The sequence below is a fragment of the Myxococcus qinghaiensis genome (assembly GCF_024198215.1).
Lineage (GTDB): Bacteria > Myxococcota > Myxococcia > Myxococcales > Myxococcaceae > Myxococcus > Myxococcus qinghaiensis.
Genome location: NZ_JAKCFA010000020.1, coordinates 193131 through 217072, shown reverse-complemented (window position 1 = coordinate 217072; position 23942 = coordinate 193131). Strand labels below are relative to the sequence as shown.

Below are 23942 nucleotides of genomic sequence, written 5' to 3'. Positions count from 1 at the left end.
CCCTCGGGACCGGATGGTATGAGCTGCCATCATGCGAGGCACCAGCTCCGGCCACTCTCCACGGTGGCGGCCCCTGAGCGGCTCCGCCGTCCGACTCGTCCTGATGAGCCTGCTGTTGGCCTCAGCGACGGTCCACGCGGAACACGACCCCTTCTCCCGAGGCTTCGACGCCGTTCCCGTCAAGCCCACGCCCGCGCAGAACAGCGGCATCGCGCTGGAGGGCACCGGCGGCAACGAGCCCGTCGGCAGCTTCCGGGGCGCGCTGCTGTTCGACTTCAACTGGCGCATCCTCGCCCTGAAGGACGGCGAGGAGAAGCTGGGCGACCTGCTGCCGTACAGGCTCGACGCGCATTTGCTCTTCGCCTACCAGCTCCACGAGCGGTTGGAGGTGGGCATCGACCTGCCCTTCACGCTCATCCAGGGCGACAACTTCCACCTCCTGGGTGAAGCGCTGAACGCCCCGAACTTTCCGGGCGCCGCCGGGGTGAGCCGCACCACGCTGGGGGATCTCCGACTCGTGCCGCGCGTCCACCTGCTGGACCGCGAGAAGTTCCCCGTGGGCCTGTCGCTCATCGCCGAGGTCCGCGCGCCCACGGGTTCCGCTGACAGCTTCACGGGCGAGCGGGGCTTCGTCTTCGCGCCGCGCCTCGCGGTGGAGCAGCGCTTCGAGGTGCTGCCCATCCCCATCCGCGTGGTGGGCAACGCGGGCGTGAAGCTGCGCAAGCATGCGCAGTACCTGAACCTCCTGGTGGACGACGAGCTGACGCTCGGCGCCGGCGTCATCGGCGAGCTGCCCAACATGGGGCGCTTCACGGATGTGCAGGCCACGGCGGAGATGCACCTGGGCACGCCGCTGGTGCGCCCCTTCAACTTCGACCAGTCCGACTCGCTGAAGACGCCGTGGGAGCTGCTCGTCGGCGCCCGCGCGAAAATCTGGGGCAACTGGGGGCTGGAGCTGAACGTGGGCCGAGGCCTCAACATCTCCAGCGGCTACGGGCGCGAGGCCCTGCGCGTCATGTTCGGGCTGCGCTACGACGAGCGCTTCCAGGACTCGGATGGCGACAACGTGCCCGACGTCAGGGACCGCTGCCCCAACGAGGCCGAGGACAAGGACGGCTTCCAGGACAGCGACGGCTGCCCCGACCCGGACAACGACGGCGACGGCGTGGTGGACGGCGAGGACAGCTGCCCCGACGTGAAGGGGCTCAAGGAGCGCAAGGGCTGCCCGGAGGTGGACACCGACGGCGACGGCATCACCGACGAGTTCGACAAGTGCCCGGACAAGCCCGGCCCCAAGGACTACGACGGCTGCCCGGACACCGACGGCGACGAGGTGCCCGACAACGAGGACGACTGCCCCGAGCAGTTCGGACCGCCGGAGAACAACGGCTGCCCGTTCGACTCGCCGCCGTACGTGTTCGTCGAGTCGGACCGCATCCGCATCAAGGGCAACGTGCTCTTCGAGACGGGCTCCGCCGTCATCCAGAAGCGCTCGTATCCGCTGCTGGACGAGGTGGCGACGGTGCTCCGGAAGAACCCGACGCTGGGACCGGTGCTCATCGAAGGCCACACGGACAACAAGGGCTCACGGCAGCTCAACATGGGCCTGTCCGACAGGCGCGCGCGCTCGGTGCTCGAGTACCTGGTGTCCAAGAGCATCGACCGCAAGCGACTGACCTCCGCGGGCTTCGGCTTCGACAGGCCCATCGCCACCAACGACACCGCGCTGGGTCGCGCGAAGAACCGCCGCGTCGACTTCAAGCTCGTGCGCTCCGAAGTGGAGACCGAGGGTCGGGAGACCGTCGTCCCGGCGGGACAGCAGCCTCCCGCTGGGAAGCCCACGGGCACGGCGACGCCTCCGGCCACGGACAACAAGCCGGCGACGACTCCCGTCACTCCGGCTCCCGCTGCGAAGCCTCCGGCTGCGGACGCCAAGCCGGCATCGACGCCAGCTCCCGCTGCGAAGCCTGCGGCCACGGACACGAAGCCGGCCACGACTCCGCCTCCTACGCCCGGCAAGTAGTCGGGCCACTCACCGACGAGAACCGAGGCGCCCCTGTCCCACGAGGACATCGGCGCCTTTCTCGTGCGCGCCGTCGGGCCTCAATGAGTGGGACGACGCACCGCTACTGCTTCAGGGCCCGCTCGATGCGACGGCGCAGGGCATCCTCGGACAGGGCGCCTCGCTGCGCGTCCGTCACCTTGCCCTCGCGGTCCAGGAAGTAGAGCGTCGGCAGCGCGCTGACCTGGAAGGCCCGCGCCATGTCGTCGCCGGCGTACACCACGTAGGGCTTCAGGTCCGGCAGGTTGCGCCGCATGAAGTTGTCCACCAGCTTGGGCGCCATGTCCCCGTCATCCCGACTGGCCGCCAGGAAGACGAGCCCCTGGGACTCGTACTCCTTCGCCAGCTTCACCAGCGCGGGCATCTCCTCGCGACACGGCGGACACCACGTCGCCCAGAAGTCCAGCATCACCACCTGGCCTCGGAGGTCCTCCAGCTTCAGCACCCCACCCTCGTGACGCTGAAGCTCGAACGAGGGAGTGGCCGCGCCATCCGGAACCAGCTGCGAGCGCCGGGCCTCCAGCACGCCCAGGTACACCACGCCCGCCATCCCCAAGCCGGCAATCAGGGCCATGAACAGCTTCGTTCCGCCACCTGTCGGCTTCGCGGGCGGCGGCGCGCCGATTCCTTCCTGCGTCACGAGTATCCACTCCTGGTCAGGCGGTCATGCACCTGACGCAACACCCAGCGCACTCCGCTTCGGGCCACCGGTCTCCGCGACACCCACCGCGCCACGTCCGGACCCCAGCGATAGTAGCCCCGGATGAACCCACGCCCGAGCGGGCTCTTCCGCAGGACGTCGTCCCGGTACGCGCGGAAGGCCACCAGCTCCGGCGCTCCCTCGCCAAACGCCACCGTCGCCACGAAGCACGACGACGCGGGGCTCACCCACATGAGCCGCTGGTTGGTGAGGTTCACCACCACCTTCAGCTCCCGCGCCTCCGTGTAGAGGAACGCGAGCAGGTCCCTGCGCGCGGCGGGGAACTCCTGTCCGCCTGCTTCCTCGAACTCGATGCGCGAGGAGTTGGTGGTGCCCACCTCGTCCACCGTGAAGAAGTAGCGCTTCGAGCTGCGGCGGACCTCCACCTCCAGCCCTCGCAGCTCGCCGAAGTACGCCAGGAACGGCGTGCCGCACACCGGGCAGACGAAGCGGTTGTACGCGTGGCTCGTCAGGAAGGCGTAGTCACCCACCCGCTTGCAGCCCGTGTTGGGACACACGAGCTTCACGCTCGCCTGCGGCGCGGGCCGGGGGTCGAACCGCGAGCCTCCCGACGGCTTGTCGAACACCGGTGGAGGACGCGGCGGCGCCGTCACCAGGTGGCGCGTCGGATGCGCGGCCCGCTCCAGCTCCAGCGCGCGTCGCCAGGCTGTCTCGGCCGCCTCCAGCCGCCCGCTCGCGGTGTGGCACAGCGCCTCGCCATGCGCGAGCAACGCGGCCACCAGCTTCTCCAGCGCGGGCGCCATCGATGGGTCTCTTCCCGCCGCCAGCGCCTCCGCCAGCACCCGCTCCATCTCCGGCAGCAGCGCCTGCGCCGCCTGGCGTGAAGGGTCCTCGGCGCGGCGGTACACCGGCGGCTCGGGAATCCGGCTGAACAACGACGACGCGGCGGCCCGGACGCGCTCCACCACCGCGTCTCCACGCCCCACGTCCATCTGTGCCGCCCTGGCTCGGGCGGCCTGAAAGAGCTCTTCGGGCTGCAAGCCGGCGGACATTAAGTGCCCGGGGTCCCCCTGTCAGCGCGGATCACATACACGCGGTCGGAAACTCGCCACCCGTCCCTGTCCGATGTAAGAAGACGTAGGAGGCTGTGAGCATGGGAGCTTTGAAGTTCATCGTCTGGACGGTCTGCGCGGTGGGGCTCGGCATCTTCCTGTCGTCGGGAGAGGTGGACGGCCGCACGCCCTTGCAGCACATGGAGAAGGCCTGGAAGCGCGCCGTGAAGCCCGACGCCATGGACCGCGTGAAGGACGGGCTGGAGGACGCGTACGAGGATGCGAAGGGCGCTGTCTCCCGCACGACGGACGCCGCCGCTCCGCGCGAGCGCATCAGCGCGGAGGACCGGGCAGCGGTCAACCGCATCATCGCGCAGAAGAAGTAGCCTGGCCGACAGGTCCGCTTCCGCGACAGGTCTCCCCTCCCTAGGTTGCGTGGGTGGGTGGTCGGTCGGGGCGGAGGCGGGGCATGGGCAGGGCTCCTTTCATCAAGAGTGTCGTCATCCTGACCGCGCTGGCGTGCGCGCTGGCGACCCCAGCGCAGGCCGCTGGCAGCGGTCGCGGTCGTCTGTGGCTCGAGGCCCAGAACCGTTCGCTGGACAACCAGCGGGCCACGCTGAGCGACGTGGCTCGCAAGGCGATGCCGTCGGTCGTCTCCATCACCACCCGGCAATTGACGGATGAAGCCGCCGTGTCGGGCGAGGAGCCGCAGAAGGGCATCGGCTCCGGCTTCATCATCCACGCCGATGGCTACATCCTCACCAGCGCCCACGTGGTGGAGGGCGCGTCGGAGGTGGTCGTCTCGGTGATGCACCCTCGCGGCTACGCGGAGGAGTACGTCGCGCGCGTGGTGGGCGAGGACGCGCGCACCGACTGCGCGCTGCTGAAAATCGAAGCCCCGCGCCGGCTGCCGGTGCTGCGGCTGGCGTCCGCGTCGCACGTGCGTTCGGCGGACTGGATTGTCGTCATCGGCAACCCGTTCGGCCTGTCGCACTCGGTGACGGTGGGCGTGGTCAGCTACATGGGCCGCACCGACGTGACGCCCAACGGCCGCGACGGTGACTTCGACTACATGCAGATGGACGCGTCCATCAACCCGGGCAACTCCGGCGGCCCCGTGCTCGACTTGCACGGCGACGTGGTGGCGGTGGCCAACGCCGTCAACGTGGCGGGCCAGGGCATCGGCTTCGCCATTCCCATCGACATCGCGAAGACGGTGATTCCGCAGCTGCGGGCCCATGGGCGCGTGCGCCGGGGCTGGCTGGGCATCAGCGTGCAGGACTACTCGCCCGAGGTCGCCGAGGCCTTCAACCTGGGCCATGGCCAGGGCGTGGTGGTGACGGAGGTGGTGGAGGGAGGCCCGGGCGAGCGCGCGGGCCTGCACCACGGCGACGTCATCATCGGGCTCGACACGCGGCGCGTGCGGCGGGCCCACACCCTGCGCTGGCAGGTGGCGGCCCGGGGCGTGGGCCATGACGTGCGGCTGCGCATCCACCGGCTGGGCAAGCCGATGCGGCTCAAGGTCCGGCTGGAGGAGATGCCGAGCGAGGAAGCTCCCGCCCCCACCCTGGCCTCCCGACGGCAGGGGCGGCGGCCCACCCGGGGGCAGTCCTCCGTGCTGGACGACCTGCTGTCGCCCGTTCCCAGGGCGAAGACGCTCCCGCCCACGGCCCCGGAAGCAGAGCCCGCCGGCCCGGGTTCCGAGGACGGCGCTCCAACGCCTTGACACCCGCGCGAACACCGGTCTTCCGGCGTCTCCTTGCGTTCGGGTGGCATGGGCGCTAGACAGTGCGCCTTTTTCGTACCCGGCGGATGGTCCACGTGCTCGTGGCGCCGAGGTACCCGCATCGTTTCGCAGGAGAGGTTCCACAATGGCCGAGGCCACCCCGACGACCCAGAAGAAGCTCACCCACTGGCCCCGCACCGCCAAGGGCAGCGGCAAGAAGGCTTGCACCGTGGAGGGCTGCAAGCGCCCCTACCGCGCCAAGAGCTACTGCTTCTTCCACTTCAAGCAGTGGCGCCAGGGCGACCTGCCCCACTCGCGCTACCGCACCTGCTCCAAGGACGGCTGCCGCACCAAGACGTTCAAGGCCGGCCTGTGCGAGAAGCACCACGGCGAGACGTACAAGAAGGACGCGGCGTAAGTCCCCGCGTCGTGCTCGCAGCGGCGCCGGGGTCTTCTCTCTCCAGAGAGGTGCCCCGCGCCACCGCGAGACCGGGTTGCTGGAAGGCCGTGAGCGACTGCTCCGCCTCGCACCGGGTCTGGCCTCACCCGTTTCAACCATCCATTCCAGAGCGTCGAGTCAGGTGAGAGTCGGGGTGCCAACCACGCACACTCCGGAGTCTTCTCGCGCGTCCGTCGTGGAACGTCGGGGAGTTGCACCCCCGGACGCATGCCTCCGAGTTTAGCTGGTTGATCCTGGTGCAGATCGGTATATTCCCGCGCGTATGCGTCGCTGGCTCCCTGGGTTGCTCCTCTCGCTCGTCTCCGTGCTCACCGCTTGTGGCGGTGCGGGCACGCCCGTGCGCGCGACCATGAGTGCCCGTCAGGCGCTGTCGCATCCGCCAGAGTTCCTGGAGTTCGAGTCCCCCGCGACGCGCCTCGAGATGTTCCGCGAGGTGGCCCGTCAGTCGGACCTGGAGGCCGGGCAGGCGGCGCAGGCGCTGGTGCTCTTCCCCATCAGCCAGCACGGTGAGCTGCTCGCCGCGCCCGGCTTCGACTCGCGCATGGACCTGTTCCAGGCGCCTGACGCGGGCAAGGGCATCGAGCTGGTGCTGGAGGCCCGCGCCGCGGAGCGCTGGCCGGAAGACCGGCGGGAGAGCCTGCAGGGACTGTCCGAGCGTGAGGCGGCGGAGCTGGTGGCCCGCACGCTGCTGGCGCACTGGGGCATCCAGCCGGAGAGCGCGGTCCAGGTGGACCGGGCGTCCGGGGCTCCGTATGCGGTCGCCTACGTGGACGGCATCCTGCGCGTCAACCCGGCGTTCCTCTACCTGGCGGCGGCCTACGGTCCTGCTTCCATGCCGGCCACGCTCCAGTAGAGTCCCGCGCCTCAGCAACAGGCCCACCCTTCTCTCGCCGTGCCCCACTTTCCAGAGGGGCGGGCCGCGAGGCGCCAGTGAATACCTCCGCTCTTCACGCTCAGCTTCCCCATACGCTCCAGCAGACGCATCTGCCGGCGCTCGGTCAGCACTATCGCGGCAAGGTCCGTGACACGTACCGGAGCGGCGACACGCTCGTCCTGGTGACGACGGACCGGCTCTCCGCGTTCGACCACGTGCTCACCACCATCCCCTTCAAGGGCGAGGTGCTCAACCGGCTCGCCGCCTTCTGGTTCGAGCGCACGAAGCACATCTGCCCCAACCACGTGCTCGACGTGCCGGACGCCAACGTCACCGTGGCGCGCGCCTGCCAGCCCTTCACGGTGGAGGTGGTGATTCGCGGCTACCTGACGGGCAGCCTGTGGCGCGACTACGAGAAGGGCACGCACACCGCCTACGGCCTGCCCTTCCCCGCCGGCCTGCGCAAGGACGCGGCCTTCCCCGAGCCCATCATCACCCCGTCCACCAAGGCGGAGTACGGGCTGCACGACGAGCCCATCTCGGAGAAGGAACTCCTGGCGCGGGGCCTGGCCAGCGCACGCGACTGGGCGCGAATCACGGAGGCGGCGCGCGGCCTGTTCGCGGAGGGCCAGAAGTGGGCGCGCACGCGCGGCCTCATCCTCGTCGATACCAAGTACGAGTTCGGCAAGGTGGGCGACGATATCTTCGTCATCGACGAGATGCACACCCCGGACTCCAGCCGCTACTGGGTGGCGGACGAGTACGAGGCCCGCTTCGCCAGGGGCGAGGACCAGCGCATGCTGGACAAGGAGAACATCCGCCAGTGGCTCATCCGCGAGCGGAACTTCTCCGGCCAGGGCACGCCCCCGCCCATCCCGGATGACGTCCGTGTGGAGCTGGCCACCAAGTACGTGGCGGCCTTCGAGCAGATTACGGGGACGACGCTCGCTCTCGAACCGGGAGACGTGCACGCGCGAATCGAGCAGAACCTGCGCCAGAAGGGCTACCTGAAGTAGCAGCCCCTCTGGTGGAACGGCCGTGAGCTACTCGCTCCGGCCGAAGACGCGGCGGAAGACGTCGTCCATGTGCCGCGTGTGGTAGCCCGGGGAGAAGCAGTCGTTGATCTCCTCGGGCGTCATCATCTTGCGCAGGTCCTCGTCCGCGAGCAGCGCCTGCCGGAAGTCCACGCCCTCCTCGTAGAGCTTCATCGCGTTGCGCTGGACGATGACGTAGGCGGCCTGCCGGTCCATGCCCTTGCGAGCCAGCTCCAGCAAGAGCCGCTGCGAGTTCACCACGCCCCCGAGCAGGTCCAGGTTCTTCTTCATCTGCTCCGGGTAGACGCGCAGGTCCTCCATCAGCCGGGCGAAGCGCACCAGCATGAAGTCCGCGAGGACGGTGGCGTCCGGGCCGATGACGCGCTCCACGGAGGAGTGGGAGATGTCCCGCTCATGCCACAGCGCCACGTCCTCCATGGCGCTCACCGCGTAGCCGCGCAAGAGGCGCGCAAGGCCCGTGAGGTTCTCCGACAGGATGGGGTTGCGCTTGTGCGGCATCGCGCTGGAGCCCTTCTGCCCGGCGGTGAAGGGCTCCTCCACCTCGCGCACCTCGGTGCGCTGCAGGTGGCGGATCTCCACGGCGAACTTCTCGATGCTGGAGCCCAACAGCGCCAGCGAGGTGAAGTACTCCGCGTGCCTGTCGCGCTGCACCACCTGGCTGGAGGCAGGCGCGGCCTTGAGGCCCAGCTTCTTGCAGACGTGCTCTTCCACGGCCGGAGGCAGGTGCGCGAAGGTGCCCACCGCGCCGGAAATCATGCCCGTGGCGATGGTCTCCCGCGCGTGCAGGAGGCGCGTGCGCGCGCGGCGGAGCTCGTCGTACCAGATGGCCAGCTTGTGGCCGAACGTCACCGGCTCCGCGTGGATGCCGTGGCTGCGGCCCATCTGGAGCGTGTGCTTGTGCTCGAAGGCGCGCTTCTCCACCGCCGCCATCACCCGCTCCAAATCCTGGAGGATGAGGTCCACGGCGTCGCGCAGCGTCATCGCCAGGGACGTGTCCAGCACGTCCGAGGACGTCATGCCCAGGTGCAGCCAGCGCGCGCTGGGCCCCACCCGCTCCTCCATGAAGGTGAGGAAGGCGATGACGTCGTGCTTGGTGGTGCGCTCGATTTCGTCGATGCGCGCGGCATCCTCGGACGTGAAGTCTCCGGCCTTCTGGAGGCAGTCCTCCAGCGCCTCGCGCGGGGCCAGCCCCGCCTCCACCATGCCCTCCAGTGCGGCGAGCTCCACGTCGCGCCACCGGCGCAAGCGGGCCACGTCGGTCCAGAGGTTGGACATCTCCTGTCGGCTGTATCGGGGAATCACTCGTAGACCTTCACGGCAAAGTCCTTCCGCGCCGCGAACCGGAGCAGCTCCAGCACGGACTCGGAGGACGGGCCCAACTTCCGGGCGGTGGTGAGGTTGATGGACAGGTCCAACCCCTCCGGCTGCGCCACCGCCAGCGCGCCCGGGTCGACCTTCTCGTGGATGATGCGGTTGGCCAGCCGGCCCGCTTGCAGGCCAATGGCCATGGGGCTGGGGGACAGCGCCAGCGACGCGCCCTCCTTCACCTGGCTCGGCGTGAGCGCCACCAGGGGCAGCCGCTTCGACTGCGCGAAGGCGATGAGTTCCTGCACCACGGCGGCGTTGCCCACCGTCTTGTCCGCCACCATCAGCAGCGCGTCCACGCGGCCGGCGGCGCCCTCCAGCACCTTGCCCACCTTGCCGGGCGAGTCCACCTCCAGCGGGAGGATGGACAGGCTCCGGGACGCGGCGGACGTCTGCGCCTGCGTCACCGTGCCCGCGGAGAAGCGAGGGTCATGCACCATGCCCACGCGCCGGGCCTTGGGCGCCACCGCGAGCAGCGCCTCCAGCTCCGGGCCCAAGTCACTGGTGAGGGAGATGCCGGTGACGTTGGGCCCCTCCAGGCCGTACTTCTCGAAGTACGGCACCATGGCGAAGAGGACGGGCACGTCCTCGCCCAGCGAGCGGCGCGCGGCGTTGGCGGCCAGCGGCCCGAGCGCCAGCACCAGCGCGGGCTTCTGGGCCGCCAGCTTCTTGAAGATGCGCGCGGCGGTGGCGGGACTCTCGTCCAGCGTCATCTCCTGCACCTCGGCGCGGGCCTCCGCGGCGAAGCCGGCGATGACGGAGGCATAGGGCGCCAGGTTGGCGGACTTCACCGCCACCACGCGCGGACGGGCGGCGCCTTGGGCCCCTGCAACCCCTGGCACCACCAGCAAGAGCAGGAGCGCGAGGGCCCGCCAGCTCATGGCTTCACGCTCGCGCAGCACCGGAAGCCCACGGAGAGCGAGGTCTTCTCCAGAGCGCTGAAGACCCGCGCGCTGCACCTTGATGCGAGCTGCGGGTCGTTGAACGAGCCGCCCTTCTGCACAGCCCCCCTCTTGGGAATGACGGTGCTCGTCCACTCCGCCACGTTTCCGGAGAGGTCCGACACGCCGTAGCCCCGTGACACGCATTGCGGAAAAGCGCCGGAGGGAGCGACCGCTGGAGGGGTCTCCTGCATGGAGACCTTCGTGTTGCACATGCCTGGAACGTACTCGTCGCCGTAGGCATAGCGCGCGTTGCCCGGTCCCTTGCATGCCTTCTCCCACTCATCGGCCGTGCAAAGCCGCTTCTCCGCGGCCTCACACAGCCCGCGCGCCTGCTCCCAGGTCACTTCCACCCGAGGGGTGCCGCCCTTCTTCCTCGAGACCGAGTACTCGAACTCGTCCACGCAGAAAGAGCCCACCTGGATGTTCTCGTGCTCGGGCTCATCCACCTGCGCCTCGCTGTCGTCCCTGGCCCTTCCACGTCGGAAAGACCCACCGCTCACCAGTCGCATTCCCTCCGGGCACTCTCCCGCCAGCGCGACGAGCGGAGGAGCATTGGCTTCCGGCACGACAGGGCGGGCGGACGACCCTCCCAGGGGAACCACCTGCACGGTCCGCTGGGTCGACCGCAGGTGGCGCAACAGCAGGTAGCCACCACCGGCGCCCAGCGTGAGCCCGCCCACCGTCAGCACCACCATCCAGACGAAGGCCGAGCGGCGACGCGACGACGAGGACTTCGACGGACGCGTGGAGCGCTGCGTGGGAGCGATGCGCGGCGCCGAGCGCGCCGCCGAGGTCATGGGCGAGTCCACCGTGCGAGGGCCCGACAGCACCGGAGAGGACTCCAGCGTGCGCGCCGTGCGGATGGCCGGCACCGGCACCGCGGGCGCCGCATCCAGCGTGCGCCCCAGGGGACGAGCCCCGGAGACCGCGGGCGAGGACTCCAGCGTGCGCGCGGACCGCGCCCCTGAATCAGAAGGACCCGGCTCCTGCCCCGCTGAGTCTGGCCCCTTGGCCTTGGACGAACGCGGCTGGGCGGCGGGCGCCGGACCCGAGGGACGCGGCGCGGGCGCACCACCCCGGGCGGCGACAGGCTCGGGAGGCAGGCGCCCACCATGAGCGGGCTCGGCGGAGCCCCTGGCGGAGCGTCCCCCCTGGGACGACTCGGAGGCGGCCCGTCCCGCCGAGGATGACTCGGAAGCGGAGCGTCCGCCTTGCGGAGCATCCATGGCGGCCCGCGCGGCGGACGCGGTGATGAACGGCAGCGCCTGCTCCGTGAGGTGCTGGGACGAGCCAGGGTTCGCGCCGATGATGGCGGCCAGCGTCGCCGCGTCGAGCGGCTGCGTCGCGTCGGGCGGAGGCGGCTCCTCCTCGACGTGCGAGGAAGGCTTCGGCGACGTCACGATGCCGGTGGGCACGGGCATCATGTCCGTGGGCACCGGAGGCGGTGGACGCGCGGACATCCGCACCGCGGCCGCCTGCGCCGAGCCCACGGGCGGAGGCACCGCGCGCACGTGCGTGGCGACCGCCGCGGGCGCACGCGCGAGGATGCTGGCGAACTCCGCGTGCAGTTCGCCCGCGGTCTTCGGCCGGGCCAGCGGGTTGATGTTGAGCGCGCGCCGGTAGAGCGCCTCGAAGGACGTGGGCAGGTCCGGGTGCAGCGACGTGAGGCCGGGCACGACGCCTTCGGATGGCACCAGTCCCGTGAGCATCTCCCCCATCACCACGCCCAGCGAGTACACGTCCATGCGCGTGTCCAGCTCACCGCCCGCGACATACTCGGGAGCGACGTAGACATCCGCGCGGTGGCTCTTCTGCGCCTGGACGAAGGGGAGCTGCGGCACGGCGAGCCCGAGCCCGTAGTCCGTCACCTTCAGCAGGTCCGGCAGGACGATGACGTTCTCCGGCTTGAGGTCGGAGTGCGGACCGAAGCGATGGGCCGCGTCCAGCGCCGCCGCCATCTGCGCCAGCAGCGGCTCCACGTCCTTGAGCGAGAAGAGCTGCCCGCGCGAGGCGCGCTGCTCCATCATCCGCCGCAGCGTCATGCCCTCCAGCAGCTGCATGGTGAAGAAGGGCCGCTCACCGTCGAGCCCTTCTTCGTAGACGCGCAGCAGGTTGGGGTGGTTGAGCTTCTTGCCCACCCGCATGGAGAACGAGAACTGGGTGCGCTCCTCGGGCTGCTGGACGAGGCGTGGGTGCACCGTCTTGAGGGCGACCTCGACGTCGATCTCCTCGTCCTGGGCGCGGAAGACGAAGCCCATGGGGCCGGAGCCCACCACCTCTTGGATGGCGTAGCGACCGGCGACGACGTCCCCCGCCTTGTAGGGGGCGCCTTCCAGGCCACGCTTGCGGACGACACCGGCCGATTGTCGCGCGGCCGCGTCGTACTTCATCCCGCAGGTGGGACAGGTGTCGGTCGTCTCGGGGACGTGGCTGCCGCAGCGGTAGCAGAGCAAAGCAGTCGGACTCCTGGGGCCGGTCGAAGGCGGACCGCGAGCGGGGGATGCGGTCCGGCCTCATATTCTGCACGCTCCCCTGTCATCAAGGAACGATGCCGTCGGCTTCCTTGGCTACCGGCCGGTGGAACCGAAGCCGTTCCCACCCCGCGACGTGACGTCGAGGACGTCGACTTCTTCCAGCCTGGCGGACGTCACCGGCGCCACCACCAGCTGCGCCACCCGGTCGCCCCGACGCAGCGTGAAGGGCTCGCTGGAGAGGTTGACGAGGATGACCTGCACCTCCCCCCGGTAGTCCGCATCCACCGTCCCAGGGGAGTTGAGCAGGGTGATTCCGTGGCGCAGCGCCAGCCCCGAGCGAGGCCGCACCTGCCCCTCGTACCCCGGGGGCAGCCCCAGCGCGAGCCCCGTGGGCACCGCCAGCCTCGCCAGAGGCGCGAGCACCTGCTCGCCGTCGATATCGGCTCTCAAATCCAGCCCCGCGGCGAGCTCCGTCTCGTAGCGGGGAAGCGGCAAGGGCTCCGGATGGGCACGCACACGGCGCACCTGCACGGTGAGGGACGAGGCCATGGCGCGGATGTACCACACCCCTGCCCCGTCTCCAGTTCCCGCGCCAACGTCACGGGTTGTCCGCGAAAGCGACGACAGCCCAAGGAAGCCGAGAGGCGCTAGGACGCGCGCCAACCTCGGGGCTCGGCGGCGGGAGCCCGATGCTCAGGGTGCGTTGTCGTGGGACACGGCGCGAACGGAGGCGCGGAACTTGAGCGGGTCCATGGGCCGGGAGGCCAGCTCCAGCTGATAATGGAGATGAGGACCCGTGGAGCGCCCGGTGTTGCCGGAGCGGGCGATGAGCTGCCCGCGCGTCACCCGCTCCCCCACCCGCACCAGCAGCTCCGAGTTGTGGCAGTACGCCGTCGTCACGCCCCGGCCATGGTCCAGCACCAGGACGCGGCCATTCACCGCGTCCTCGCTCGCGCGCCGCACCACGCCCTCCGCCACCGCCGACACCGCCGTCCCCGTGGGCACGCTCAGGTCCACGCCCGTGTGCATCCGCCGCGTCCCCAGCACCGGGTGGTGCCGCTCACCGAACGGGCTCGACACGCGAGCGCTCTCCGACACGGGCCACGCGAGCCCGAAGGCGGTGGACAACGCCAGCGCCTGCGCCGCTCCCACCGAGGCCGTCTCGAAGCCCGGAGGAAGCTGCCGATTCAGCGACTCCAGCGTCGGCTCGCCGCCCTCGGCCACCACGCGCTCCTGGGCGTAGCGCGCGGGGACGCGGCCGACGAAGAGGGCCGTGAGTCGCGCCTCCTCCCGGGGGAAGTCTTCCTCCAGCGCGGCGTGGAGCCTGCGCGCGGCGACGGGCCCCTCCACCGAATCCAACAGCCGGTCCATGGGAATCCCCAGCTCCTGAGCCAGCGCCGCGGAGGGCTCCCGCGCGCGCGCATCCAGGCCCTTCAAGGCGAGGTGCGTGCCCCAGGCCAGCGACTCCGCATCCGTCAGCGGACGCACCAGGGACACCTCGGGCGCCAGCATGGGCGCGGCGAGCGAGGTGCCCGTCATGCCGTCGTAGTACGCCAGCAGGGGGCGCGCGGTGCTCTTCGAGGAGAAGGCCCAGGCGGAGGCCTTGCGCACCAGCGCGCCCGCGGGCGTGTGGTGGTACGCCGTCCACACGCACAGCACCGCCATGCAGAAGTCCAGCAGCCCCCTGGCTCGGCTCGCGAACATGGCGGTCCTCAGCGCAGGAAGGAAAGCAGTGGAGTGGCGTCCAGCACGGCGGCCAGTGCCAGGGGCACCACCACCGCGCAGCCCAGGAGGCCCCGGGTGAAGGCCTGTCTGCCGCCGCGCGCTTGAGCACAGGCCGCGTCCGCGTGCTGGAGGTTGCGCAGCACCGCGCGCCACCCGAGCGTGGCCAGCACGCCCACCAGCGCGCCCAGGGCCATGCCCCTGGCGACCCAGTCGGAGATCTGGTCCCCCATCAGCTCGCGCCAGGACAGGTACACCGTGCCCTGCATCAGCTTCGCCACCGTGCACGCGCCGGCCACCACCACGGCCGCGGTCGCCAGGGGCCGCAGCCAGCGCATGGGCGTGGGCTGGCGCAGGCAGCGTCGCCACAGCGCGCGCCACGAGGGCTTCTCCTTCGGGCCTTCCAGCGCCGCGCGCCACGCCTCCGCGGGCTTCACGGCGGCTGTGGTCGCCTCGCGGTAGCCCAGGGCCGGCAGCGCCAGCACCAGGTCCGCGGCCAGCTCCCACGTCAGCGCCAGGATTCGAGCGATGCGCGTGCGCAGCTCCAGCGACACCCACTCCACCATGGGCGCCGTCACGTCGTAGCGCCCCACCAGGCCATCGAAGGCCGCGTCCGCGCGGTCCACCAGCGCCACCAGCCTGTCGTCCAGCGTGTCCGCCGCCGCGTGCACGCCCACCGCCACCAGGGCCAGCAGCCCCAGGGGCATGAAGGCCCACCGGAAGGAGCCAAGCAGGCGCGAGACGTCAGTGAGGAAGCTGGTGGAAGGCTGTGGCGTGGCGGGCGGCGGACGGGGCGGCAACGGGGCCTCCGGATGGCGGGGCTCGCACCTCCAACGCACGGCCCCCAGCCCCAGGTCTAAGCCAGCGCCCGCCAAAACGAAAACGCCCCCTGCCGCGCGGTGGCGGAAGGGGGCGTTGGCGCTACCCCGGGCCTCGAGAGGAGGCCCGGGAGCGAGGCTTCATCAGGCCTTCGCGTCGGGCTGGGTGGCCTCGGGGGACGCCTGCGCGGCGACAGCGTCAGCGGCGCCCTGCTGGGTCGCCGCGCGCTCCGCCATCGCCTCCTTGCGCGACAGGCGAATCTTGCCCGTCTTGTCGATGCTGACCACCTTCACCAGCACCTCGTCGCCCTCCCTCAGCACGTCGGAGACGCTCTTGACGCGCTTGTCGGACAGCTCGGAGATGTGGATGAGGCCGTCGGTGCCCGGGAACAGCTCCACGAAGGCGCCGAACTCGGCGATCTTCCGCACGGTGCCCGTGTAGATCTTCCCGATTTCCGCCTCGCGGGTCAGCGCCTGAATCATCGCGATGGCGGCCTTCACGGCCTCGCCGTTCGCGCTGGCGATGTCCACCCGGCCGGAGTCCTCGATGTTAATCGCCGCGCCCGTGCGAGCGATGATGTCCTTGATGACCTTGCCGCCCGGCCCGATGACGTTCTTGATGAACTCGGGACGAATCTGGATGGTGGTGATGCGGGGCGCGTACTGGCTGATCTCCTTGCGGGGCTGCGCCAGCGTCTTGAGCATCTCGCCCAGGATGTGGATGCGGCCCTGACGCGCCTGCTCCAGCGCGCGGCTCATGATCTCCGTGGTGAGGCCGGTGATCTTGATGTCCATCTGGATGGAGGTGATGCCCTTGCTGGTACCGCACACCTTGAAGTCCATGTCGCCCAGGTGGTCCTCGTCACCGAGGATGTCCGACAGGATGGCGATCTTGTCGCCCTCCTTCACCAGGCCCATGGCGATGCCGGCCACCGGCGAGGTGATGGGGACGCCCGCGTCCATCAGCGCCAGCGTGCCACCGCACACGGAGGCCATGGACGAGGAGCCGTTGGACTCGAGGATGTCCGACACGAGGCGAACCGTGTACGGGAAGGACTCGCTCTTGGGCACCATGTTGCGCAGCGCGCGCTCCGCCAGCGCGCCGTGGCCGATTTCACGACGGCCCGGGCCGCGCAGCGGCTTCGTCTCGTTCACGCTGAACGGGGGGAAGTTGTAGTGCAGCATGAAGCGCTTGAAGGACATGCCTCCCAGCATCTCCAGCCGCTGCTCGTCATCGCTGGTGCCCAGCGTGGCGACCACGAGCGCCTGCGTCTCGCCACGGGTGAACACGGCGCTGCCGTGGGTGCGCGGGAGCACGCCCACTTCGCACGTAATCGAGCGGACCACGTCGTGACCGCGGTCGCCGATGCGGCCGCCGTTGACGGTCATCTCGCGCATGTGCTCGTACTTGAGGTCTTCCACCACCTGCTTGGCGTGCTTCTCCACCAGCGGGGAGTAGGCCTCCGCGAGCTGCTCCTTGAGCTTCGCGATGGTCTCCTTCTTCGTCTTGGAGAGCGACTCGTAGCGGGCGCCCTTCTCCTTGATGGCGTAGCCGGCCTTGATGCCGTTCATCGCCAGCTCCCGCACCTTGGCGCGCAGGCCCTCGTCCACGGAGGCCGGCTTGTCGAACGAGCGGACCTGCTTGTTCAGCTCGCGGCGCAGCTCGTCCTGCAGGTCCAACGCGGGCTGGGCCGCCTGGAAGCCGAAGTCCAGCGCGGCGACCATGTCCGCCTCGGACACCTCCTCCGCGCCACCTTCCACCATGACGATGGCCTTGCGGCTGACCGCCATGACCAGGTCCAGGTCGCTCTGCTCACGCTGCTTCGCGGTGGGGTTGGCCACCAGCTGACCGCCCACGCGGCCCACGCGGATGCCGGCGAGGGGGCCGTCGAACGGGATGTCCGACACCCACAGCGCCGCGGAGGCGCCGGTGATGCCGTGCACGTCGCCCTCGTTGTCCGGGTCCGCGGAGATGACGCTGGCGATGACCTGCGTCTCGTACGCGTAGCCTTCCGGGAACAGCGGACGCAGGGAGCGGTCCACCACGCGGGAGGCCAGCGTCTCCTTCTCCGTCAGCCGGCCCTCGCGCTTGAAGTAGCTGCCGGGGATGCGGCCCGCCGAGTACAGCTTCTCCTGGTACTCCACCGTCAGCGGCAGGAAGTCGATGTCCTTCTTCTCCCGCGCGCTCACCGCCGTCACGAGCAGCATGGTGTCGCCGTAGCGCACCACCACGGAGCCATCCGCCTGCTTGGCCAGACGACCCACTTCGATGCTCAGCTCGCTCTCGCCAATCTTGACGCTCTTCTTCAGCATGTCCTTGCCTCGGTATTCTTCGGGCGAGGACCCCACCGCACGCACCTGGCCCGCAAGGGACCTGGCACCCCGGGAGGGCCCTCGGGGTGTATGAGCGGTCGCCAAGGCCCGAAACAGGCACATGACAGGCAACCGCCAGCCTGTACTGCGGAAGGGCGCTTGCGGAGCGCCGGAGGGATGTCTCGGAACTTTTGATCCCTGATCGCACCGGCCGACACCCTGTCAGCCGGTCCGAACGGAAACCAAAACCTCCGTCGGCACCACTCCCTCGCCCGCCACCACCCACCGCTTCTCAACTGCTTCTCTGCTGCCACTTCGACGTCTGAAACGCGCGGGGCGCTGGTTGAACCAGCGCCCCGGGTCCTGCCGAGATGCCTACTTGCGGATGCCGAGGCTCTCGATGAGCTTCTTGTAGCGGGTGACGTCCTTCGACTTCAGGTAGTCCAGAAGCCGGCGACGCTGACCGACCAGCTTCAGCAGACCGCGGCGGGAGTGGTGGTCCTTCTTGTGCGTCTTGAAGTGCTCGGTGAGCTGGTTGATGCGCTCGGACAGCAGCGCGACCTGCACTTCAGGGGACCCGGTGTCCGTCTCGTGGGTCCTGAACTTCGTCACCAACTCCGACTTGCGCTCCTGATGCAGCGACATGTGATTCTCGTCTTTCGTACCCCGCTCCGGAGTGATGCCACTTGAGTCGCCCAGGTCCGCGGAGGGGTACAGACCGGGTCTCATGCTCCACTTCTAACGAGCGGGGGGCTTATAAGCTTCACCCTACCCAGGGTCAACCTTGGACGCCTGCCCGTACGCCCCACGGGAGGTAGAGCGTGCGAAGACGCACAGCCGGAAAGCAGCCGGGCCTAGACGAGCACTCGCAGGTAGCGCAGCCGTCCGCCCACGCCCTCCGCCACCGCCAGGAGCGCGCCGTCGGGACCCGTCACCCGCAACCGGCCCGGACGCAGCAAGGAGGGAGCCACCTCCACCGGCACGCCGTGGGACACGCGTTTGGCGTCGTCCGCCCCTACCCGCACCTCGGGCAGGTCCACCAGGGCCTCGGCGATGGGCACCAGCCGCGAGGCCAGCGTCCCGTCCTTCAACAGGGCCGGCACGTCCGCCAGCGGCAGCGCCCGAGCCAGGGGGAAGGGCCCGCTGGCAGTGCGCCGCAGCGCCTCCAGGTGGGCCCCGCAGCCCAGCACCCGTCCCAAATCAAAGGCCAGGGTGCGCACGAAGAAGCCCTTGGAGCAGCGCACGGACAGGTGGAGGCGGTCCGCGGAGAAGTCCCGCAGCACCAGCTCGTACACCGTCACGTGCCGGGCGGCGCGCTCGACCTCCTCGCCGGCGCGGGCCAGCTCGTACAGTCGCTTCCCGGCCACCTTCACCGCCGAATACATGGGCGGCACCTGGTCGAAGCTGCCCCGGAAGCGCGCCAGCGCGGCCTCCAGGAGCGCGGGCGTCAGCGCGGGCACCTCCCCGCGCGCCGTCACCTGCCCCTGCGCGTCCTGGGTGTCCGTCTCCGCGCCCAGGCGCACCGTGGCGTCGTAGGCCTTGTCGCCCTCGGTGATGAAGCCGGCCACCTTGGTGGCCTCTCCCAGACACAGGGGCAGCACTCCGGTGGCCATGGGGTCCAACGTCCCCGTATGGCCCACCTTCTTGATTTTCAGCAGCGAGCGCACCTGTCGCACCACGTCGAAGGACGTGGGGCCAGAGGGCTTATCGATGACGAGGACGCCGTCCATGTCACGCCAATATTGTGGGCCCGGGGCTGGAACTACCAGCCTTCCTTGCTCCGGACCTCGCGAAGCAGACGGTCAATCTTGTCCCCCTCGCCCACGGATTCGTCGAACGAGAAGAAGATCTCCGGCGACACGCGCAGGTTGACGGCCGACGTCACGTGGCGACGCACGAAGCCCTTGGCCGCCTCCAGCCCCTTCTGCGTGTCCGAGCGCTCCTCGGCCGTGCCAATCATCGAATAGAAGACACGGGCCACACGCAGGTCCGGGGAGACCTTCACCCCGGTAATCGTGATGTAGCCGATGCGGGGGTCTCTCAGCTCACCCCGGGTCAGCAGGTCGCCGATGGCCACCTGGATTTCCTGCCCCACTCGCTCGGGTCGGGAATGCGTCGTCATTTCTTCTCCCAGTCTCGCGGGTTGCGCAGGGAGCGGGCTCGAACCCGCGCCTCGTCCAGCGTCATCCGTCCACCGCCCGACGGTGACGGGCGGCCCGTACCGGGGTCGCCGTCGTTGTCGCCGTCATGACGGCGCTCCCACTCGCCCAACCCCTCCGCCTCCGCCAGGGAGGCCCGCTCGCCCCGCAGGAAGCGAGCAATGGCCGCTTCCGACTGGGCCGCCGCCGCTTCCGGCGACAGCGGTGCTGCATCTTCGTCTTCGTCGTCCAGGGCGGACTGCCGGGCCCCGGCACCCGCCGTACCGCCGGCGGCGAAGAGCTGATCTCCAAAGGCGAAGATCTCCGTCTCCCGAGCCATCAGCGGGGCGACGTACATCTCCTCGATGAAGTGGATGACCTTCTCCAGCTGCTCGTCCACGTGGCGGCGGTCATTTCCCACCACCGAGAGGGCGAGCGAGGCCTTCTGCCAGAGGTCCTGGTCGTCCACCTCGGCCACGGCCACGTTGAAGCGAGCCTTCACCCGGTCCGTCACCCGGCGCAACACCTGCCGCTTGGACTTCAGCGAGCCGCTGTCCGGAATCTGGAGGGTGAGACGTGCGACACCTACGAACATGCCAATCCCCCGACCCCGGGGGACCTGGCGACTGCGCGAGGCCCCCAGGGCGAAACCTCCCCGGGAAGGTGGGGCCTTCCCGGGGGCGAGAGGACACTCGGCGGAAGACTAGGTGAGGCTCTGCCGGGTCTCTTCGATCTCGTAGGCCTCGATGATGTCGCCGGCCTTGAGGTCGTTGAAGTTCTCGATGCCGATACCGCACTCGAAGCCCTGAGCGACCTCCTTGACGTCGTCCTTGAAGCGCCGCAGCGACGCCATCTTCCCGGCGAACAGCTGCTTGTTCTCGCGGATGAGGCGAACGATGGCGCCTCGCTTCATCACACCATCCAACACCGCCGCGCCGGCGATGGTGCCCAGGCGAGGAACGTTGAAGGTGCTGCGGACCTCCGCGCGGCCCAGCTTCTTCTCCGTGCGGATGGGCTCCAGCAGGCCCTCCATCTCCAAGCGCACCCCGTCGATGAGCTCGTAGATGATGGTGTAGCTCTGCAGGTTGACTTCCTGCGCCTTGGCCGCGGCCTCCGCACCCGACTCCGGGTGGACGTTGAAGCCGAGCACCACGCCCTTGGAGGCGGCCGCCCGCATCACGTCGCCCTCGGTGATGGCGCCCACACCGGAGTGGACGACCTCCACCTTGACCTTGTGGGTGGAGAGCTTCTGGACGGCCTGCTTGACGGCCTCGGCCGAGCCCTGCACGTCCGCCTTGATGACGACGCGCAGCTCCTTGGGACCGCCGCCCGCCTTCGTCTTGGCGAACAGCTGCTCCAGGGACTCACGGCTGACCTTGCCGAGCTCGGTCTGCCGCTCCTTCATGTTGCGGTGCTCGGCGATCTGCTTGGCCGCCTTCTCGTCCGCCACCACGTTGATGGCGTCGCCCGCGGTGGGAACACCGGACAGGCCGATGACCTCCGCGCAGTAGCCCGGCTTGACTTCCTTCACCATCTCGCCGCGGCTGTTGTTCATCGCGCGGATGCGGCCGTAGTGCGAGCCGGTGACGACGGCGTCGCCCAGCTTGAGCGTGCCTTCCTGCACCAGCACCGTGGCGACCGGGCCACGGCCGCGGTCCAGCTTGGCCTCGATGATGGCACCGACCGACGGGCGGTTCGGGTTGGACGTGAGCTCCAGGACCTCGGCCTGCAGCGCCAGGTTCTCCAGCAGCAGGTCCAGGTTCTGCTTCGTCTTGGCCGACACGGGCACCATGATGGTGTCGCCGCCCCACTCTTCCGGGACGAGCTCGTGGGCGGACAGGTCCTTCTTCACGCGGTCCGGGTTGGCGCCGGGCACGTCCATCTTGTTGATGGCGACGACGATGGGGACCTCCGCCGCCTTCGCGTGCTTGATGGCCTCCACCGTCTGCGGCATCACGCCGTCGTCGGCGGCCACCACCAGCACCACGATGTCCGTCACATTGGCGCCGCGGGCGCGCATGGACGTGAAGGCCTCATGGCCCGGGGTATCCAGGAAGGTGACGTCGCCCCGCGCGGTGGTGATGCTGTACGCGCCGATGTGCTGGGTGATGCCGCCCGCCTCGCCCGACGCCACGTTGGCGCTGCGGATGGCGTCCAGCAAGCTCGTCTTGCCGTGGTCGACGTGGCCCATGATGGTGACGACCGGCGGACGCGAACGCTCGTCCTCGGGACGGGCCTCCACCTCGGGCAGGTAGTCCTCCACCTCGAAGCCCACGCGCTCGATCTTCCAGCCGTAGTCGCTGGCGATGGTCTCCGCCGTGTCGGCGTCCACCAGCTGGTTGGCCGTGGCCATCTTCCCCTGGGCCATCAGCTTCTTGATGAGCTCCGCGCTGCGGATACCCATGCGCTGGCCCAGGTCGGACACCGAGATGCCCTCCTGCAGCTTGATGACCTTCTTCTCCTCGGCCATCTGGGTGATCTGCGTCTTGGCGCCCTTCTTCGTGGGCTTCTTCTTCTTGCCACGGATGGGGATGGTGACGCGGCCCCAGACCATGTCCGTCAGTTCCTGCTTGGACACGCTGGTCGTATCGCCCGTGGTGCGCTTGCGCTGGCCCCGCTCCTTGTTCTTGGAGACGTCCACCAGCTCGCGGCCCCGGCCCAGGTGGTCCGGAACCACCTTGTACTCACGGCGCTCGGGGATGCCCAAGCGGCCCGGCGCCATGGGGTACTGCTTCGCCTGGCCGGCCGTGGGGGTGACCCGACGCACCTGGATGAGCGGGCGCGAGATGACGACGGCCTGCGTGGCCGTGGGACGCGCCTGACCGCCCGTCGGAGACACCTGGGCGTGAGGAACGCCGCCCACCATGATGGTGGGACCCGTCGGCGCGGGAGCACCACCGGGCGCGCCCTGCGCACCAGGAGCGGAGCTGGGACGCACAGGCCCCTGGCCGGGACGCGTGCTCTGGCTCTGGTACGACGGATAGCTGGGACGACCGCCCGGACCACCCGGACGCCCACCCGGGCCGCCCGGACCACCGGGACGACCACCACCGGGACCGCCCGGACCACCCGGACGCCCACCCGGACCGCCCGGACCACCAGGACGTCCACCCGGACCACCCGGGCCACCGGGACGACCACCGCCCGAAGGACCGCTCCGCTGCCCGTAGCCCGGCGCGGGGCCCCGAGACACGACGGTCGCGGACGAAGACGGGGGAGAAGACGTCCGGACAGTCGGCGGAACCGGCGAGCGCGGAGGGGGTTGGGGCAAGTGGGTACTCTCCTGAGAAGGGGAACGTGGCTGCGCGGCGGCAGCTGGGGGAGCGGCGGCGGCGCGAGGCGCCTCGACCGGGGCCTTGGGGGCCTCCGTGGCGACAGCAGGCGTGGCGACCTGAGCGGGCTGCTGCTCGGTCACCGGGGGAGCCGTCGGAGCCGCGGGCGCGGCGGTGACGGCGGGAGATGCCTCCACGGTGGGGGCCGGAGCCGTCTCGACAGAGACGGGCGGGGGCTCCACGGCGCGGGGCGTCTCCTCTGGAGGCGGGGAGGCCTCCAGGGTGGGGTGATGAGCGGACTCGACGGGTCCGGAATCGTAGGGGTCATTGGAGTCCGCGGACTGCGACTCCATGCCCGCTTCGGCGGAGCCCGCGGGCGGGCCGACCTTGCGGCGCACCACGAACCCCTTCGCCGTCACGGGAGGCGCTGCCTGCTTCGGCTTGCGCTTGTCCAGGATCTTCTGGACGGCGGCGGTCGCCTGGTCGTCATCGAGGGACGACGAATGGCTCTTGACGTCGTAACCGAGCGCGGACAGCTCGTTTACGACCTCCTTGTTGTCGAGCTCAATGCCGTGGCCCTTGAGCTCCTTGGCGATTTCGTGGACGCGCTTCTTCGACATATTGCCCTTGTTGGCCTGCCACACCCGGCGACTCCGGGGCGCAGCACCCTAGCTCAAACCCGAAAATGTGTGCGAGTGGTCCTTAACACCCACTCCCCCCCAACACCCCTCCGCCCTCATGGCGCAGGCTCCTATGCCTACCCGAGCTGCGACGGGTCTACCAACCCCGCCTTCCCGCGAAAGGCCCGACCAAACGCCTTCCGCTTCAGCGCTGCCGTCATACAACCGACACCGCACAGGTAGGCGCCCCGTCCTGGCAGCAGCCGCTTCCTGTCCACCACGATGGCACTCCCAGCCCCTATCACGAATCGGGTGAGCTCCGCCTGCGGTCGCTTGGACCCGCATCCGACGCACATCCGGACCGGGCCTGACCGCGCGCTCTGCTC

21 protein-coding genes are annotated in these 23942 nt (G+C 69.8%); 6 read left to right on the top strand and 15 right to left on the bottom strand.

Annotated features, from left to right (window positions below; translation table 11 throughout):
• Window positions 1–31: 31 nt before the first annotated feature.
• Entirely contained in the window at window positions 32–2023 is a 1992-nt protein-coding gene (locus LZ199_RS32885) for an OmpA family protein (protein ID WP_253997694.1), read from the top strand.
• Window positions 2024–2126: 103 nt separating this feature from the next.
• Here LZ199_RS32885 and LZ199_RS32880 read toward each other — a convergent pair whose 3' ends face one another.
• Both LZ199_RS32880 and LZ199_RS46515 read right to left on the bottom strand, forming a co-directional pair.
• The gene (locus tag LZ199_RS32880; protein ID WP_253997715.1) at window positions 2127–2636 is read right to left on the bottom strand and encodes a TlpA family protein disulfide reductase; all 510 of its coding nucleotides are present in this window, start codon (window positions 2634–2636) and stop codon (window positions 2127–2129) included.
• A gap of 62 nt (window positions 2637–2698) precedes the next feature.
• On the bottom strand, window positions 2699–3775 hold the full coding sequence (locus LZ199_RS46515; protein ID WP_267145168.1) for a BRcat domain-containing protein: 1077 nt from the start codon (window positions 3773–3775) through the stop codon (window positions 2699–2701).
• 95 nt (window positions 3776–3870) lie between these two features.
• Between LZ199_RS46515 and LZ199_RS32865 the strand changes: the two genes are divergently transcribed.
• The 5 genes from LZ199_RS32865 (at window position 3871) to LZ199_RS32845 (ending at window position 7851) form a co-directional block, all read left to right on the top strand.
• Window positions 3871–4161, top strand: a complete 291-nt coding sequence (locus LZ199_RS32865; RefSeq protein WP_323390030.1) for a hypothetical protein — start codon at window positions 3871–3873, stop codon at window positions 4159–4161.
• Between the two features lie 83 nt (window positions 4162–4244).
• A complete protein-coding gene (locus LZ199_RS32860) occupies window positions 4245–5501 on the top strand; it encodes a S1C family serine protease (RefSeq protein WP_253997691.1) in 1257 nt (418 codons plus the stop codon).
• 145 nt (window positions 5502–5646) lie between these two features.
• Window positions 5647–5919 carry a vegetative protein gene (locus LZ199_RS32855; protein ID WP_163867405.1) on the top strand — a complete coding sequence of 91 codons (273 nt, stop codon included), beginning with the start codon at window positions 5647–5649 and terminating at the stop codon, window positions 5917–5919.
• Window positions 5920–6223: 304 nt separating this feature from the next.
• Window positions 6224–6814, top strand: coding sequence for a hypothetical protein (locus tag LZ199_RS32850; protein WP_253997690.1), 591 nt, complete (start codon window positions 6224–6226; stop codon window positions 6812–6814).
• A gap of 77 nt (window positions 6815–6891) precedes the next feature.
• Window positions 6892–7851, top strand: coding sequence for a phosphoribosylaminoimidazolesuccinocarboxamide synthase (locus tag LZ199_RS32845; protein ID WP_253997689.1), 960 nt, complete (start codon window positions 6892–6894; stop codon window positions 7849–7851).
• 27 nt (window positions 7852–7878) lie between these two features.
• Here the strand turns inward: LZ199_RS32845 and purB are convergent, their stop codons facing one another.
• The 13 genes from purB to LZ199_RS32780 all read right to left on the bottom strand — a co-directional run bounded on the left by purB (window position 7879) and on the right by LZ199_RS32780 (window position 23912).
• Window positions 7879–9192 carry an adenylosuccinate lyase gene (purB, locus tag LZ199_RS32840; protein ID WP_253997688.1) on the bottom strand — a complete coding sequence of 438 codons (1314 nt, stop codon included), beginning with the start codon at window positions 9190–9192 and terminating at the stop codon, window positions 7879–7881.
• Window positions 9189–10136, bottom strand: coding sequence for an ABC transporter substrate-binding protein (locus LZ199_RS32835; protein WP_253997687.1), 948 nt, complete (start codon window positions 10134–10136; stop codon window positions 9189–9191). Before LZ199_RS32835 ends, purB begins: the two co-directional genes overlap by 4 nt.
• Window positions 10133–12652 (bottom strand): protein kinase domain-containing protein, encoded by a 2520-nt coding sequence (locus tag LZ199_RS32830; RefSeq protein ID WP_253997686.1) that lies wholly within the window; start codon window positions 12650–12652, stop codon window positions 10133–10135. The genes LZ199_RS32835 and LZ199_RS32830 overlap by 4 nt, the downstream gene beginning before the upstream one ends.
• A gap of 114 nt (window positions 12653–12766) precedes the next feature.
• Window positions 12767–13222: a dUTP diphosphatase gene (gene dut, locus LZ199_RS32825; RefSeq protein WP_253997714.1), complete on the bottom strand. Its 456-nt coding sequence runs from the start codon at window positions 13220–13222 to the stop codon at window positions 12767–12769.
• Window positions 13223–13366: 144 nt separating this feature from the next.
• Entirely contained in the window at window positions 13367–14377 is a 1011-nt protein-coding gene (locus LZ199_RS32820) for a M23 family metallopeptidase (protein ID WP_253997685.1), read from the bottom strand.
• A gap of 8 nt (window positions 14378–14385) precedes the next feature.
• Complete coding sequence (locus LZ199_RS32815) at window positions 14386–15195, bottom strand: hypothetical protein (protein WP_253997684.1); 810 nt, start codon at window positions 15193–15195, stop codon at window positions 14386–14388.
• Window positions 15196–15357: 162 nt separating this feature from the next.
• Window positions 15358–17526, bottom strand: a complete 2169-nt coding sequence (pnp, locus tag LZ199_RS32810; protein WP_253997683.1) for a polyribonucleotide nucleotidyltransferase — start codon at window positions 17524–17526, stop codon at window positions 15358–15360.
• Window positions 17527–17901: 375 nt separating this feature from the next.
• Window positions 17902–18171, bottom strand: coding sequence for a 30S ribosomal protein S15 (gene rpsO, locus LZ199_RS32805; protein ID WP_141644273.1), 270 nt, complete (start codon window positions 18169–18171; stop codon window positions 17902–17904).
• A 209-nt stretch (window positions 18172–18380) separates the two neighbouring features.
• Window positions 18381–19256, bottom strand: a complete 876-nt coding sequence (gene truB, locus LZ199_RS32800; protein ID WP_253997682.1) for a tRNA pseudouridine(55) synthase TruB — start codon at window positions 19254–19256, stop codon at window positions 18381–18383.
• Window positions 19257–19288: 32 nt separating this feature from the next.
• Window positions 19289–19648, bottom strand: a complete 360-nt coding sequence (gene rbfA, locus LZ199_RS32795) for a 30S ribosome-binding factor RbfA (RefSeq protein WP_141644243.1) — start codon at window positions 19646–19648, stop codon at window positions 19289–19291.
• Window positions 19645–20259, bottom strand: coding sequence for a DUF503 domain-containing protein (locus tag LZ199_RS32790; RefSeq protein ID WP_253997681.1), 615 nt, complete (start codon window positions 20257–20259; stop codon window positions 19645–19647). The genes rbfA and LZ199_RS32790 overlap by 4 nt, the downstream gene beginning before the upstream one ends.
• A 108-nt stretch (window positions 20260–20367) precedes the next feature.
• The gene (infB, locus tag LZ199_RS32785) at window positions 20368–23556 is read right to left on the bottom strand and encodes a translation initiation factor IF-2 (protein WP_253997680.1); all 3189 of its coding nucleotides are present in this window, start codon (window positions 23554–23556) and stop codon (window positions 20368–20370) included.
• Between the two features lie 137 nt (window positions 23557–23693).
• Window positions 23694–23912, bottom strand: coding sequence for a YlxR family protein (locus tag LZ199_RS32780; RefSeq protein ID WP_253997679.1), 219 nt, complete (start codon window positions 23910–23912; stop codon window positions 23694–23696).
• Between the last annotated feature and the right edge of the window lie 30 nt (window positions 23913–23942).

What these genes read in the sequence shown, in the direction of transcription:
- LZ199_RS32885 (WP_253997694.1), top strand. Translation starts at nt 32, where the DNA reads ATGCGAGGCACCAGCTCCGGCCACTCTCCACGGTGGCGGCCCCTGAGC.
- LZ199_RS32880 (WP_253997715.1), bottom strand. Translation starts at nt 2,636, where the DNA reads ATGGCCCTGATTGCCGGCTTGGGGATGGCGGGCGTGGTGTACCTGGGC.
- LZ199_RS46515 (WP_267145168.1), bottom strand. Translation starts at nt 3,775, where the DNA reads ATGTCCGCCGGCTTGCAGCCCGAAGAGCTCTTTCAGGCCGCCCGAGCC.
- LZ199_RS32860 (WP_253997691.1), top strand. Translation starts at nt 4,245, where the DNA reads ATGGGCAGGGCTCCTTTCATCAAGAGTGTCGTCATCCTGACCGCGCTG.
- LZ199_RS32855 (WP_163867405.1), top strand. Translation starts at nt 5,647, where the DNA reads ATGGCCGAGGCCACCCCGACGACCCAGAAGAAGCTCACCCACTGGCCC.
- LZ199_RS32850 (WP_253997690.1), top strand. Translation starts at nt 6,224, where the DNA reads ATGCGTCGCTGGCTCCCTGGGTTGCTCCTCTCGCTCGTCTCCGTGCTC.
- LZ199_RS32835 (WP_253997687.1), bottom strand. Translation starts at nt 10,136, where the DNA reads ATGAGCTGGCGGGCCCTCGCGCTCCTGCTCTTGCTGGTGGTGCCAGGG.
- dut (WP_253997714.1), bottom strand. Translation starts at nt 13,222, where the DNA reads ATGGCCTCGTCCCTCACCGTGCAGGTGCGCCGTGTGCGTGCCCATCCG.
- LZ199_RS32820 (WP_253997685.1), bottom strand. Translation starts at nt 14,377, where the DNA reads ATGTTCGCGAGCCGAGCCAGGGGGCTGCTGGACTTCTGCATGGCGGTG.
- pnp (WP_253997683.1), bottom strand. Translation starts at nt 17,526, where the DNA reads ATGCTGAAGAAGAGCGTCAAGATTGGCGAGAGCGAGCTGAGCATCGAA.
- rpsO (WP_141644273.1), bottom strand. Translation starts at nt 18,171, where the DNA reads ATGTCGCTGCATCAGGAGCGCAAGTCGGAGTTGGTGACGAAGTTCAGG.
- truB (WP_253997682.1), bottom strand. Translation starts at nt 19,256, where the DNA reads ATGGACGGCGTCCTCGTCATCGATAAGCCCTCTGGCCCCACGTCCTTC.
- rbfA (WP_141644243.1), bottom strand. Translation starts at nt 19,648, where the DNA reads ATGACGACGCATTCCCGACCCGAGCGAGTGGGGCAGGAAATCCAGGTG.
- LZ199_RS32790 (WP_253997681.1), bottom strand. Translation starts at nt 20,259, where the DNA reads ATGTTCGTAGGTGTCGCACGTCTCACCCTCCAGATTCCGGACAGCGGC.
- infB (WP_253997680.1), bottom strand. Translation starts at nt 23,556, where the DNA reads ATGTCGAAGAAGCGCGTCCACGAAATCGCCAAGGAGCTCAAGGGCCAC.
- LZ199_RS32780 (WP_253997679.1), bottom strand. Translation starts at nt 23,912, where the DNA reads ATGTGCGTCGGATGCGGGTCCAAGCGACCGCAGGCGGAGCTCACCCGA.